At 51.6% G+C, this 14,906-nt stretch carries 9 protein-coding genes; all 9 read left to right on the forward strand.

All coding sequences use genetic code 11. The features are described 5' to 3' along the window. Window positions 1-82: 82 nt before the first annotated feature. Window positions 83-1,153: a dTDP-glucose 4,6-dehydratase gene (rfbB, locus tag PMI27_RS05490; RefSeq protein WP_008148726.1), complete on the forward strand. Its 1,071-nt coding sequence runs from the start codon at window positions 83-85 to the stop codon at window positions 1,151-1,153. A 2-nt stretch (window positions 1,154-1,155) separates the two neighbouring features. Next, entirely contained in the window at window positions 1,156-2,049 is an 894-nt protein-coding gene (gene rfbD / locus PMI27_RS05485; RefSeq protein WP_008148727.1) for a dTDP-4-dehydrorhamnose reductase, read from the forward strand. Beyond that, on the forward strand, window positions 2,046-2,936 hold the full coding sequence (rfbA, locus tag PMI27_RS05480) for a glucose-1-phosphate thymidylyltransferase RfbA (RefSeq protein WP_008148728.1): 891 nt from the start codon (window positions 2,046-2,048) through the stop codon (window positions 2,934-2,936). The genes rfbD and rfbA overlap by 4 nt, the downstream gene beginning before the upstream one ends. 54 nt (window positions 2,937-2,990) lie before the next feature. After that, window positions 2,991-3,914, forward strand: a complete 924-nt coding sequence (locus PMI27_RS05475; protein ID WP_008148729.1) for a glycosyltransferase — start codon at window positions 2,991-2,993, stop codon at window positions 3,912-3,914. Next, window positions 3,911-4,873 carry a UDP-glucose 4-epimerase family protein gene (locus PMI27_RS05470; RefSeq protein ID WP_008148730.1) on the forward strand — a complete coding sequence of 321 codons (963 nt, stop codon included), beginning with the start codon at window positions 3,911-3,913 and terminating at the stop codon, window positions 4,871-4,873. The genes PMI27_RS05475 and PMI27_RS05470 overlap by 4 nt, the downstream gene beginning before the upstream one ends. Beyond that, complete coding sequence (locus tag PMI27_RS05465; protein ID WP_008148731.1) at window positions 4,870-5,889, forward strand: MraY family glycosyltransferase; 1,020 nt, start codon at window positions 4,870-4,872, stop codon at window positions 5,887-5,889. Before PMI27_RS05470 ends, PMI27_RS05465 begins: the two co-directional genes overlap by 4 nt. Window positions 5,890-6,025: 136 nt before the next feature. After that, complete coding sequence (locus tag PMI27_RS30060; protein WP_008148732.1) at window positions 6,026-7,963, forward strand: glycosyltransferase family 2 protein; 1,938 nt, start codon at window positions 6,026-6,028, stop codon at window positions 7,961-7,963. 729 nt (window positions 7,964-8,692) lie between these two features. Further along, entirely contained in the window at window positions 8,693-13,657 is a 4,965-nt protein-coding gene (locus PMI27_RS30065; RefSeq protein ID WP_160171638.1) for a glycosyltransferase, read from the forward strand. Between the two features lie 260 nt (window positions 13,658-13,917). Continuing rightward, on the forward strand, window positions 13,918-14,895 hold the full coding sequence (locus tag PMI27_RS05460; protein WP_008148734.1) for an NAD-dependent epimerase/dehydratase family protein: 978 nt from the start codon (window positions 13,918-13,920) through the stop codon (window positions 14,893-14,895). Window positions 14,896-14,906: the final 11 nt, after the last annotated feature.

Raw genomic sequence — 14,906 nt, forward strand, 5'->3', positions numbered from 1 at the left:
GCTGACTTGATGGCTTCTGCATTCATGGATTAGACAGTGCTCGGTTGGCGGTCCTGTCAGTAACTCAAGGGTATGGTTTCGCGTGAAAATTCTAGTAACCGGCGGCGCCGGGTTTATCGGCTCGGCAGTCATCCGTCATATCATCTCCAACACCACCGACTCTGTCGTTAACGTCGATAAGCTTACTTACGCCGGTAACCTTGAGTCATTGGCCGAAGTTAGTCACAACTCGCGTTACGTATTCGAGCGCGTCGACATCTGCGACCGTGATCAGGTCGACCGCGTCCTGCGTGAACACCAACCGGATGCGATCATGCACCTGGCCGCAGAGTCCCACGTTGACCGCTCGATCTCTGGCCCGTCTGAATTCATCCAGACCAACATCATCGGCACTTACACCCTGCTGGAAGCTGCACGCCACTATTGGGCGGCGCTGGATGATGCGCGTAAAACCAACTTCCGCTTTCACCATATTTCGACTGACGAAGTTTACGGAGACCTTGAAGGTCCGGAAGACCTCTTCACCGAAACCACACCGTATCAGCCAAGCTCGCCATACTCCGCCAGCAAGGCCAGTTCCGATCACCTGGTTCGTGCCTGGAGCCGTACTTACGGCTTGCCGACCCTGGTCACCAACTGCTCGAACAACTACGGCCCATGCCATTTCCCTGAGAAGTTGATCCCACTGATCATTCTCAATGCACTGGAAGGCAAGCCGCTGCCGGTCTACGGCAAAGGCAACCAAGTCCGCGACTGGCTCTACGTTGAAGACCACGCCCGCGCACTGTACAAAGTCGTAACCGAAGGCGTTATCGGCGAGACGTACAACATCGGTGGCCATAATGAAAAGCAAAACATCGAAGTGGTGCATACCCTGTGCGCACTACTCGACGAACTGCGTCCCGATTCCGCTCACCGTCCACATGCCAGCCTGATCACTTACGTTCAGGACCGCCCGGGCCACGATCAGCGTTACGCAATCGACGCCAGCAAAATCCAGCGTGAGCTGGGTTGGACGCCGGAAGAGACCTTTGAAACCGGCATCCGCAAAACGGTCGAGTGGTACCTCAACAACACTGAATGGGTCGCTCACGTAAAGAGCGGTAGCTACCAGCAGTGGATCGACCAGAACTACGCAGATCGTTCGAACTAAGCATGAAAATACTTCTGCTCGGAAAAAACGGCCAGGTAGGCTGGGAGCTGCAGCGCTCCCTCGCACCGCTGGGTGAGTTAATCGCCCTGGACCGTCATACGGTTGATGGCTTGTGCGGAGATCTGGCCGATCTCGATGCCTTGCGCGCAACGATCCGCCAGGTCAAACCCGACGTCATCGTTAACGCTGCGGCCTACACGGCCGTTGATAAAGCTGAGTCCGAGACCGAACTGGCTGACCGTGTGAACGGTCAGGCAAGCCAAGTCATGGCCGAAGAGGCCACGACTCTGGGTGCCTGGCTGATTCATTATTCGACTGACTACGTCTTCAGCGGCCAGGGCTTTACTCCGTGGCAAGAGTCAGATGCAGTCGCCCCGGTGAATCACTACGGCGCGAGTAAACTGGCCGGCGAACAGGCGATTACCGCGTCGGGCTGCAAGCATCTGATCTTCCGCACCAGCTGGGTCTATGGCGCTCGCGGTAACAACTTCGCCAAGACCATGCTGCGTCTGGCCAAGGATCGCGAAACCTTGAGTGTCATCGCCGACCAGATCGGAGCCCCCACTGGGGCAGACCTGATTGCTGACGTGACTGCGTTGGCCATTCAGCAAGTTCTGCAACGTCCCGAGCTGTCGGGCTTGTATCACTTGGCGGCCAGTGGCGAAGTGTCCTGGCACGGCTATGCTAGCCATGTGATCGGTTTCGCCCAAGACAACGGCGAGCAGCTCGCCGTAACGGCGATCAATCCGATCGAAACGACGGCTTATCCAACACCTGCGCGCCGGCCTCTGAATTCGCGTTTGAATACTCAGAAGCTGCGTGACAATTTTTCTCTACACTTGCCGGATTGGCAAAGTGGCGTAACCCGAATGCTTAGGGAAGTTCTGAATAAATGAGCACGATAAATCGTAAAGGCATCATCCTCGCTGGCGGCTCGGGCACGCGTCTGCATCCGTTGACCCTTGGCGTGTCCAAGCAGATGCTGCCGATCTACGACAAGCCGATGATCTTCTATCCGCTATCGGTGTTGATGCTCGCGGGTATGCGCGAAATTCTGATCATCTCTACCCCGGAAGATTTGCCCTGCTTCCGTAAACTGCTCGGTGACGGAAGCCTGTATGGCATCAAGCTGACTTACGCCGAACAGCCTAGCCCGGACGGCCTGGCGCAAGCGTTCATCATCGGTGAAGAGTTCATTGGCAAGGATCCTTGCTGTCTGATCCTGGGCGACAACATCTTTTACGGTCAGCATTTCTCGGACAACCTGCGCTCCGCCAGCTCTCAACAACATGGCGCTACCGTATTCGGCTATCACGTCTCCGACCCGGAACGCTTCGGTGTTGTCGAGTTCGACAAAACCGGTCGCGCTCTTAGCATTGAAGAGAAACCGCTGAAGCCAAAATCCAACTATGCAGTGACCGGCCTGTACTTCTACGACAACGATGTTGTCGAGATCGCCAAGAGCATTAAGCCGTCCGAGCGTGGCGAGCTGGAAATCACCGACGTTAACCGCGCCTACCTCGAGCAGAACACTCTCAATGTAGAAATGCTCGGACGCGGTTTTGCCTGGCTGGACACGGGAACTCACGACTCGTTGCTCGAGGCCAGTCACTTCGTGCACACGATTGAGCAGCGTCAAGGCTTGAAAGTGGCCTGCCTGGAGGAGATCGCCTACAACAACGGTTGGATTACCGCTGAACAGTTGGGCGCTCAGGCCGATAAGCTGAAAAAGACTGGCTATGGTCAGTACCTGCAAAAACTGCTGGATTTGGATTCCCTCTGAGTAGAGAGGGTTTACTTTCAAACCTAGCGTTTAATCCGTGCAAGCAGGAATAGCATGCCAGTAAAACATCCCAAGGTTGCAGTTTTGCTGGCTGCGTACAACGGAATGCAGTGGATTGAGGAGCAACTGGTCTCGATTCTCGGCCAGTTATCGGTCGACGTTACCCTGCACATTAGCATCGACCCCTCTACTGACGGCACCGAGGCGTGGTGTAAAGCTTATGCGGCTGAGCATCCAGCAGTTGTAGTGCTTCCGGATGCCAATCGCTTCGGCGGAGCATCGCGCAACTTCTTTCGGTTGATCCGGGACGTTGACTTCGATGGCTACGACTTTGTCGCTTTTGCCGACCAGGACGACATCTGGTATCCCGACAAGCTGCACAGAGCAACCCAGGCGCTGCAGGCACGAGGAGTAGATGCCTACTCCAGTAACGTGACAGCGTTCTGGCCAAGCGGCAAAACCCTTCTGCTGGACAAGGCGCAGCCTCAGGTCGCCTGGGATTTTTTGTTCGAGGCAGCCGGGCCTGGCTGCACCTATGTCTTTAGAAAAAGCCTGGTAGAAGCCTTGAAAGTCTCGATGCTCGCCAACTGGCAGCAACTGCAAGGTGTAACTTTGCATGACTGGTATTGCTACGCCTTTGCGCGCAGTCATGGTTACCGTTGGTATATCGACCCGTTACCCAGCATGGATTACCGGCAGCACGAGCGTAATCAGGTCGGTGCCAACACAGGCCTGAGTCCGTTGATCGCTCGTTACAAAACCATTCATGACGGTTGGTGGTTCGGTCAGGTTCGCCTGATTGCAGATCTGGTGGGGCAGGGGGCGAAGCCCTTTGAAGGCGTCTTGCTGCAATTACGGCGTACGGAACTGATGAAACTGTCCTTCAGTGCCTGGCAATGCAGGCGCCGGGTACGGGACAAGATTTTCTTCTTTTTTATCTGTTGGGTCACCGCGTTGATAGGAAACAAAGCTCAATGACAGCCCCAAAGGTATTGGTCACGGGGGCAAGCGGTTTCGTGGGTGAGGCGCTGGTTTTCAGGATGTTGGTGGACAAACAGTTCGCTCCGATCGCAGCCGCTCGCAGTCCCACCCGGTTACAGGGGTTATGCCCGTTTGTACCCTTTGATCTGAATGATCCTGAAGTCTTGTCTGAGTTGAAGGATGTAAGTGCGGTCGTCCACGCGGCGGCCAGAGTTCATGTGATGAACGAAATCGCTTCTGATGCCTTGGCCGAGTTTCGCAAGGTCAATGTGGAGGGCACTCTTCGGTTGGCAAAGCGCGCCGCTGAATCGGGAGTCAAACGCTTCATCTTCATCAGTTCGATCAAGGTCAATGGCGAAAGCACCCAGCCAGGCAAGCCGTTCAAGGCTGACGATACTCCGGCCCCGGTGGATCCTTATGGCGTGTCCAAGCACGAGGCTGAACAAGCGCTGAGACAACTTGCTCGTGAAACCGGAATGGAAGTGGTGATTATTCGACCGCCATTGATCTATGGGCCGGGGGTTAAAGCCAATTTTCTGAGTATGTTGCGCTGGCTCAACAAAGGTATTCCTTTGCCGTTGGGAGCGGTCAGGAATCAGCGTAGCCTTGTGGCGATCGGAAACCTGGTGGACCTTATAATCACCTGTATTGATCATCCTGCCGCAGCGAACCAAACCTTTCTGGTCAGTGATGGCCAGGACTTGTCCACAACTCAAATGCTACGTTGCCTGGGCAATGCGCTCGGGACGAAGGCCTGGCTCTTGCCATTGCCAGAGTGGTTGCTGGTAGTGGCGGCTTCGGCATTGAGAAAGCAATCCGTTGCTCAACGGATCTGCGGGTCGTTGCAGGTCGACATCAGCAAAAATCGTGAATTATTGGGGTGGACACCCCCCATCAACATGGATGAAGCCATGCGCCAAACCGCAGGTCACTATCTGGACGCGCAGACGAAATGACTTTTTTGTGGCTGCTACTTGCAGTATTCGTTGTTTCCTGGGGGCTGACGCTTGTTTTACGTCGTTATGCTTTGGCCAAGAGCTTGATGGATATACCAAATGAGCGCAGCTCTCACTCGGTGCCTACTCCCCGGGGTGGAGGTGTAGCTATTGTTGTTTCCTTTCTGTTGGCGCTTCTGATCCTTCGTGGTCTTGATTTGATGAGCCTGGCGACGCTCTTTGGTTTGCTGGGGAGCGGCTTGTTGGTCGCGCTTATCGGTTTTGCCGATGATCACGGGCATATCGCTGCAAGGTGGCGCCTATTAGGCCATTTTGCTGCCTCGATATGGGCGTTATATTGGCTGGGAGGCTCTCCTTGCGTCACGCTCTTTGGCGCTACCCTTGATCCAGGGTGGATTGGGAATATTTTGTTTGTGCTGTATTTGGTCTGGATGCTGAATCTTTACAACTTCATGGATGGCATTGACGGCTTGGCCAGTGCTGAAGCGATCAGTGTCTGTCTCGGAATGTTGCTGGTCTATTGGTTTGGTGCAAACCTCGAACTGGCGTGGGGGCCTCTGGCTCTGGTGGCAGCGGTCGCGGGTTTTCTCTGTTGGAACTATCCGCCGGCGAAAATTTTCATGGGAGACGCAGGCAGTGGTTTTTTGGGGGTTGTATTGGCAGGGATGTCCATTGAGGCAGCCTCCAAGTCGCCCGAGTTGCTCTGGAGCTGGTTGATCATGCTTGGCGTTTTCATTGTTGATGCGACGTGGACCCTGATGCGCAGGCTTTTGCGAGGTGAAAAAGTATATGAAGCCCACCGCAGTCATGGTTACCAATATGCCTCTCGCAAGCACCGTAGCCATAAAACAGTAGTGCTGGCATCGATCACCATTAATTTTGTATGGCTCATGCCGTTATCGATCGCCGTAGCAAGTGGGTGGATTTCCGGATTTTTTGGTATGGTCGTAGCTTATGCTCCACTGCTATTTATCGCATGCACCTACAAAGCTGGAGAGTCGGAGCAAGTCGTGTAATTGAAAAGCGTCAGAAACACATATCAACACAGGTTTGCATGGTCGCCTCTCTTGTGGAGCGTCTTGGGATGTGCCTGCCGCTGATGTTGTGATATTTGCAGGTCGCTAAGTTGCATTGGTTAGGGGATTCGATTTAATGAGTGGTTTATTCAGTATGGTTTCTTCAAAAATTTGGCAAGTCGTAACGCGTTTTTTTCGAGGGCTGAGCTCTTTTTTGGCCAAGTCTAAAGCGTTCATTCGGCCCTTTTACCAAAAGTTTCCTTTCCTTGTGTGGGTTCGTGTTCGTATACATTTGTTTTTCAAGCGTTTGCGCGAAAACATAATGTTGGTGATTTATTCGCGAAATAATACCAAGGCGATACAGGCTATATTGAATCGTCGTTTTTCACGGTTCCAGAACTCGTCAGTCGCCCAGGCGCAACCCGTTATTGATGTGTCGGTGGTGACGTTCAATAGTGGTAAGTGGATTGATGGTTTTTTTGAATCGTTAAAGACGCAGAGTTACCCGCTCAGCAAATTGAATATGTTCTTTGTTGATAACGGGTCTTCGGACAGCACCCTCGAAGCATTGCAGCGTTGGCAGGCATTGCTTGGTCAGGAAGTGGCTGGTTTCGACATTCTGGAAGGCGGCAATGTCGGGTTTGGTGCCGGGCATGAAAAAGCAATCCATAAAGGAAGCTCTGAGTATTTTCTTGTTAGTAATGTGGATATCGTTTTTGCCAAAGACGCTATAACCAGAGTGGTGGCCGCTGCTTTGGCTGATGCCAAGGCTGAGGTGGCATCCTGGGAGTTGAGGCAGGCACCTTATGAGCATCCTAAATATTACGATCCGGTAACGTTGGAAACCAACTGGTCGTCCCATGCTTGCGTACTCGTAAGAAGGTCGGCTTACGTTGAAGTCGGTGGATACGAGCGCGAGATCTTCATGTATGGCGAAGACGTCGAGCTTTCCTATCGCTTCAGGTCCTATGGATACCAACTCAAGTATTGCCCGTCTGCCGTCGTCTATCATTACACCTATGAGCATGAGCATCATGTAAAACCGATTCAGTATACCGGCAGCACGCTGGCCAATGCTTATATCAGGCTACGCTATGGGAATTTGAGCGATAGAGTGGGTGGCTTTATCTTGCAGTGCCTGCTTTTGCTCCGTCCAGAACCCTATGCTGGCGCCCGTCGCGATGTGTTCAGAAACTTCGGTGTGATATTCAAGAAGGCTCGGTATTTTATGCGGGGCAAGGGGCCGAGTGAAAACTGCTACTTCCCTTTCAGGGGCTTTGATTATGAAATGATCAGGGATGGGGCGTTCTGGGAGGTGGGTGAGCCATTGACCGATTACCCTCTTGTTACTGTGGTAACTCGAACTTACAAGAATCGAGGAGAGTTTCTCAGGCAGTCCATGATCTCAGTGCTTAATCAGACGTATCCGAATATCGAGTTGATAGTCGTTGAGGATGGCGGTTCTACGATGAGCTCGGTTGTTGCTGATTTTGAGTTTCCGGCGGGGATGAATGTCAGTTACTACTCCCTCGATAAGGTCGGTCGTTCGGTTACCGGTAATTATGGTCTCGAAAAGGCAGCCGGAAAATATTGCATGTTTCTCGATGATGATGATTTGCTTTTTGCGGATCATGTCGAGGTGCTTGTTGGTGCGTTGGCGAAAAATTCTGATGCGGTAGCGGCTTACTCATTGGCACTGGAAGTCGGTACTGTTGCCAGTGGCGTGGAAGAGCAATATTTTGAGGTTAGTCATGCTGTACCTCCGATTCTCAAGCAAGAATATGACTATGATGTTCTGTTGGATCACAACTTTATAGCCATCCAGTCTCTCCTTTTTGAAAAGGATCTCTACTTGCAACGAGGTGGATTTCAAACGGATATGAGCAGTCTCGAAGACTGGAATCTCTGGCTGCGCTATGGTTATGGCAATACGTTTGCTTATGTGCCAAAAACAACGTCTTTGTTTAGAACTCCAGGGGACCCCTCTGTACGGGTGGAGCGGCATATGCAGTTGCATGAAGCTTATTATATTGCCAAGAATCACGCAGTGAAAACGTGTAAGAGTTATACCTGAGTTCGTGCTTTAGCGGTTTTTGGCATTGAGTTTTGTGAATTGAGTCATTCCGTGTGAGTGGCTCTTTTTTTTGTATTTCTCTACTGATGGAGCTCTGGCTGGTTGGTCGATGTGGTTGGTTTTCTATACAGTTTGTTGGCTTTTTATTGGTTTTTTGCTCCTCAATATTCTGGCTTGTTGTCCAGATTGATGGGGGCAGCCCTTTAAATAAGCAAATCAGGCTGTTTCGGGATGGGCGCAAGCCTGGGTAAGGATGGTTTCGAGCGGTGCCCCGTCCTGTGTCCCGTCAACGATTCGGTCCACCGTGTACGTGCCTGGGTTTGAGGTGATTTTCACTCTTGGCGGTAGGGGCTTGAGCCTTTTCTGTTGGGCGCTGCGGCTAGGCCATAGGTAAGAAACCCGGTATTTCTGAGCTATTTTGAATGTTAAGACCAAAAAATGTTATAAATCAGTTTTGGTTGGTTTCGCGCTTGTTTGCTCCGGGTCAGTGACCACGTTTGGGGTTCGCTCGGCCCAAGGGGGCTAACGTCGTCGACGTAAAGTCGTCGCTGGAACCAGGGAGTGGTGATTTGCAAGTGTTACCCTTTTATGTAGGGCTATGGTTGTAGCCGTCTTACAGGGTGTTCGGATTAGTGCAGATAATTTACTCGTTTGGAAGTGCGTTGCTGAGAGTCAGCATGCCCATAGGATTTTTTGACGCATATGCTAAATATTAGTGATTTGTCATCAGTGGACAAACAAAAAGTCTTTGACTATCTCAAGTGGAACAGTTTCCGTTCCGAGAAGTACAAGGTTTTATACGTTAGTACCCCCAAGGTTGCGAGTACTTCCCTGAAGTGGTGGTTTGCGTCACTGGAAGGTTGTTCGCAGGCCTTGCGTGGCGTCGGTGAGGCTGCGGGAAGCAATTCTGATCAAGTTGTTCACGAGTTTCACAAGGTTGCGCCCCATGTCAGCGGGCTGGAAATAGACGACCTTTTGGAACCTCTTCTTTCTGATACATATTTTCGATTTGCCGCCGTACGAAACCCTTATAAGCGCATCTTCTCTGCATGGCAGTCGAAAATACTGTTGCAAGATCCGGAGCAGGTCGCATCGTATCCAAAGTTTGAGTTGTTACAGCAGCCGGTAAAAAGCGTAGCGGATGTTGCGTCGGCTTTTGAGGCGTTTCTGGAGTATCTCGCTAGTAATAGCGCATCTTCACCTGAAAAAGATTTTTGGGCGCCTCAAGCCACGCTATTGCGTCCGGATCTGATCAATTATTCCTTGTTGGTCAAAATTGAAAGTTCCTCTGAACTCCATAAAGCATTATCGGAGCACTTCGGTGAGCAGGCCACCGATCCTTTCGCAGAGCCTTCACCAAGTGAAAATGTCATTCCCTTCCTTCCTGCTTTTATAACGGAACGAAGTGCGAATTTGATTAAAGAGTTGTATGCCGAAGATTTTGATGTCTTCGGATATGACAGGCAGGTACCAGAACGTACAGAAGCGTTTACGGTAGAGCAGTTGGATCTCGCGTTTGACGCGGCCAGGCTGATTCGGGAAAGTCGTCAACAAATAGGTGCGCGCGCCCTTCAAATCCAGGACTTGACTCAACAGATCGAGGATTTGAATCAGCGAATTGCGTCATTGAATCCGACTCTATTCGAACGTGAATCGCAGTTAAAAGAGCTCATGGGTTCTTTGGTTAAACGTGACCGGCATATCGCCAGTCTTGAGCAATCTGTGGGTGTGCTCAACAGGCAGTTAGTCGATCTCAAAGCCGTTTTGATTGATCACGAAAAAGAGAATGTCAGTCTGAAGGCTGATCTGCTCAAGACGCAGCAGGAACTCCAGGCATTACTCTCTTCGCATTCCTGGCGTTTAATGTCGTCTGTGCGCATGGTTTCAGGGTTTGTGCGAGAGTCTGTCCATAACGTCAGAACGCTGACATGGAGTAAAGTTGTCGACTCGTTAAGGCGTCGTCGAGAGCTTTATAACGAAAACACTCTTCGTGAGATTCAAGAAAGCGGGTTGTTTGATCCGGAATATTACCTGGCCAATAATGCAGATGTGCGTGCAAAAGGCACTGATCCACTCAAGCACTACATGCTCAAGGGCTGGATAGAAAATCGCAATCCTTGCGCCGCTTTCAGTCCTTCGGATTATCTGTTGGCCAACCCTGATGTTGCCGAGGCTCAGGTTCATCCGCTGCTTCACTACATTCAATGCGGACAGCTTGAAGGTCGTCCAATCAGATTGCCAGTTCGCATTTGCGAAATGACGGCGGTCAAGCGTCGTCCCGTCGGGCGCAATGCGGTTTTCAATCCGTATGGTGAATATACACCGATACCGGTCCTAAAGGCTGTGCTCGAGGCACAGATCGAAGCCGTCAAAAAATCAGGATTGTTCGACGAGAAGTACTACCTTGCGATGTACAGCGATGTACCGGAGGTCTCGGTAGATCCGCTCAGGCACTACTGTGAACAGGGCTGGCGCGAAGGTAAAAATCCTTCCATGGACTTTGATACGCGCGCCTACCTGGCACTTTACAAAGACATTCAACACATTGGTCTCAACCCGCTTTGGCATTACATTGTCACTGGCGCGGCGGAGCATAGAATAGCGGTACCGGACGCACTCATTAATCACGAAAACGACATCCGTTTTGGTGAAGTTAACAGCGACATCAAGTTGCTCGCGTTCTATGTATCGCCTGACTGGGAGGCGTTGCGTAGTGCCAGATTCGCTGCCAAAGGCAATTCGCAGCGACCACGCCCTGACAAGATGCTTGGGTTGTATGATTCGTTGGATGGGCGTGTGCTCACCCAGCAGGCACTCAGTGCCAAGAGCCATGGCTTTTTTGGCTTTTGCTTCAAACTGAGCGCAGATTCGGTTGTGCAAGCGTCGCCACAGCCTCTGGACATTTTTCTTGCCCATACAGAAATCGACTTTAATTTCTGCGTTCAAATAGATTTGCATCAGGAAGGCCTGGCGAATAACTTGATTACGCCTGTTGTTGCAGTTCTAGCTGATAAGCGATGTGTGCAGGTTGATGAGCGACCCGTCATCGTGGTTAAGCTCAATGAGTATGACGAAGACATCGTTGATTCAATTCGCAAGCTACGTGAGCGTTTGAATGAACTGTGTGACGGCGTGTACTTGATTGCTCAGTTTGGCTTCGCGGGTTCGGAAGAGTTGGCGCAGGACCTGGATGGTTTGTGTGACGCCGCGCTTGATCTTTCTGCAGATCCTGTGCCGGGCGAAACTGGCGTATTTACACCGCAAAACAAGAATGGAATAGATACCGTTCCGTATAACCTTGTTGCTTCGCAAGGGATCGTGCGGGCGCAGAAAACACATCTTCGTACTACTCCGGTTTTCCACGCTATTTCATTGGGGCGTGATGAAACTGCGCTTAAACAATATTCTCCTCTGGTGTATTCGCGCTTTCACATTCGTGACTATGGACGTTGGCTTGACGCGGCGATCAGAGGCGCAAGAAAAGCTCTCCCCGAGGATCGCCGTCTATTGTTCGTGAATGCCTGGAACAATTGGCAGGAAGGACTTTTCCTTGAGCCAGACAGTATCACCGGTTTTGGTCGGTTGAACGAAACAACACGCGCTTTGCTGGATATTGATTCCAGTATCATTATGCCAAAAGTTTCGGTAATTGTTCCAAACTATAATCATGAAAGCTACCTTGCTCGTCGGCTGGATAGTATTTATGGGCAGACTTACAAAAATATAGAAGTTATCCTGATGGATGACTGTTCGACTGATGATAGCCGTTCGGTGTTAACTGGTTATGCGGAAAAGCACCCTGATATAACGCGTTTGTTGTTCAATGAGACGAATTCGGGTGGCGTTTTTCATCAGTGGGCTAAGGGGATCAAGGCGGCCAAAGGTGACCTGGTATGGGTCGCTGAAAGCGATGACTACTGTGATGAGCGTTTCCTGGAGGCGCTTGTTAGTTGCTTTGATGATGAAGCGGTCATGCTTGCGTACTCGAAATGTGAGTTCGTAACCACCGACGAAGTTGTTATGCCGGACCAGTTCCTTAACTATGTAAGTGATCTGGAGTGTGCGAATAAATGGGCGGGTTCCTATGTAAGTACGGCGCATAACGAAGTGCGCTCGGCGTTGGGTATTAAAAATACAATACCTAATGCCAGTGGCGTGCTTTTCAAGCGTCCCGTTGATATGCCTCTGCTGGATGATCAGTCGTGGATGTCAATGAAAGTTGCCGGTGACTGGGTCTTCTATTTGCACATCCTGCGCGGCGGAAAAATTGCTTACTCCACTGAGGGTACAAACTTCTTCCGTCGACATTATGCAAGTACTGCCAACACCACTTATCGCAAAGAGGTCTTTTATCGCGAGCTCGGGGTGGCCAACAGAACGGTTCAGTCCCTCTACAATGTTCCGATGTCGGTGCTTGAGGCTTGCGAGGAATCCAGCAAGAAGCTGTATGACCACTATGTCGGGGGTTCCGCAGAAGAGTTTCTACGCTGGTATGACCATGATTCGATTGTTCGTGCAAGGGCTGACCGACTGCCGAACGTGATGGTTTCCACCATCGGCTTCTATCCGGGCGGTGCCGAAATTCTTCCGATTCGACTGGCAAACGAGTTTAAACGCCAGGGTATTTCCGTTTCCTTGTTTAGCGCCGGTATACCAAAACGCGAAGACGGTGTTCGCAAGATGCTGAGAAACGACGTGCCGGTGATCGAGACGTCGAATATCGAATCAGTGAAAGAGATCATTCATGATTTCGGAATTGAAGCACTTAATAGCCATCAGTGGTACGTTCAGAAGTATCCGGTCGATGTCCCGGATGTTTTTTCCGAGCTTGGCGCCCATGTGGCTGCTCTGCACGGGATGATTGAACATGGCAATGGAGTGACTGATGAACAGTTGCGCATTGCTGACAAAGGTGTGAGTACATGGGTCTATACCGCTGAGAAGAATCTTGTTCCTTTCTCGGACATCTCGCTGTACGACAAGTCTTCTCCCCGTTTCGTCAAGGTTCCTAACGGGTTGCAGCCGCCGGAAATTGTTCCAATCTCGCGCGTGCAGATGGGTATGCCGGAGGATGCTTTTGTATTGTGTTGTGTCAGTCGGGCAATTCCCGATAAAGGCTGGGGCGAAGCTATCCAGGCGGTAGAACTTGCGCGATCACTTTCCGGTCGGGACATCCGTATTATATTGGTCGGTAATGGCCTGGTGTACGATGAGTACTGTCAAGCAGGTGCGCCGGACTTCGTTTACCTGGCTGGCTTTAGTGATAACTCCGTAGGCCATTATGCTGCCGCGGACATGGGCATCATGTTGTCGACCTTCAGGTCCGAGAGTTTCCCCCTGACCATTGTCGACTGTCTGTTTGCCGGCAAGCCATACATTGCCACAGACGTAGGCGACATCAAAAACATGTTGACGATAGAGAGCGGCGTTGCCGGGGAGATTATCGAGTTGGAAGATTGGGTCGTCCCAATCGAGAGCACGGCCCGCGTGATTGCAGCGTTCGCGACAGATGAACGGAAATACCAGGAAGCCGTCGGCTTGGTGAAAGACGTTTCCAGTCGATATCGAATTGACGCCGTTGCCTCTCAATATCTTCGATTGTTCGAGCGTGACATTCAGCAGCACAAGGCAGAGTCGGCGAAGGCCGAAGGCTCTGGCATGACTGTCCAAGACCTGCAGGCGGACTTGCTGTAAGCAGGACAGCTAGCGTTAAGGGGAGGGCTCACAGGGCAGGTCCGGCTGATTGCCAGGCCTGCAGTGAGAGCGAGACGGGCGTCTCCGGCAATTTGGTAAGCCGCCTCTCTTGACGTATCATTAGCCGTCACAGTGTGTCCCGTTACATATTAAAGTGTAGGTCGTTGCAATGGTTGCCAAGGATGGGGCAGGTCACGCCCGCCTTGTCTACTGCTGCACAAGGCGGCAGTTCCAACCATATCAAGCGCTGGAGGGCGACGTTGAATAATTCCGAGAACACTTCCCCTAATCCCGTTAAGCGGTCCCTGGTTCTGGGGGGGCGCGGTTTCATAGGCACCCACTTGATAGACGCGTTGCTCGATCAGGGGCATTTTGTGCGCTGTTTCGATCGTCCTAACGTGGTGCCGCTAGGTGAATCCCACTCCAGTCATCCTAATTTCGAGCTTTGCGAAGGAGACTTCACCAGTGAGGCTGAAGTCGCCAAGGCATTGGAAGGTTGCGATGTTTGCTATCACCTTGTGTCGACTACGCTCCCCAAGTCTTCAAATGCTGATCCCGTCTTCGATGTGGAGAGCAATGTCGTTGCGACCATCCGCCTGCTAAACCTCGCGGTGAAGTCCGGCCTGAGGAAGATTATTTTTATCTCCTCCGGTGGCACGGTGTATGGAGACCCTACGCAAGTACCTATTCCAGAAACCCATGCTACTGACCCGGCCTGTTCCTATGGAATTGCCAAGTTGGCGATCGAGAAGTATTTGGCGCTTTTCCATCGCTTATACGGCCTTGACTATACTGTTCTACGTCTTGCAAACCCCTTTGGTGAGGGGCAGCGCACTTATGCTAGCCAAGGCGCGGTTGCCGTATTCCTTGGCAAAGTCCTGCGTGGCGAGACGGTAGAGATTTGGGGCGATGGCACGGTTGTACGCGACTACATTCATGTCTCTGATGTGGTGAGAGCGTTGTTGGCATCGTCAGCGCGATCTGGTGAAGAGCATGTGTTCAATATCGGTTCAGGGCGCGGACACAGTCTCAATGAGGTTCTTGACGCGATCGAGAGGGTCGCGGGGCGAAATGCAAGTCGTCAGTACTTGTCTGCTCGCGGATTTGACGTGCCTGTCAGTGTCCTGGATATCGAGCGCGCCAAACAGTCTTTGGGGTGGGTCCCTTTCGTGAGTTTCGATCATGGATTGGAGCGCTTTGCCGCTTGGTTATTGGATAATCCGGAGTCAACACATTGATTTAACGATGG

The sequence above is a fragment of the Pseudomonas sp. GM41(2012) genome (assembly GCF_000282315.2).
GTDB lineage: Bacteria > Pseudomonadota > Gammaproteobacteria > Pseudomonadales > Pseudomonadaceae > Aquipseudomonas.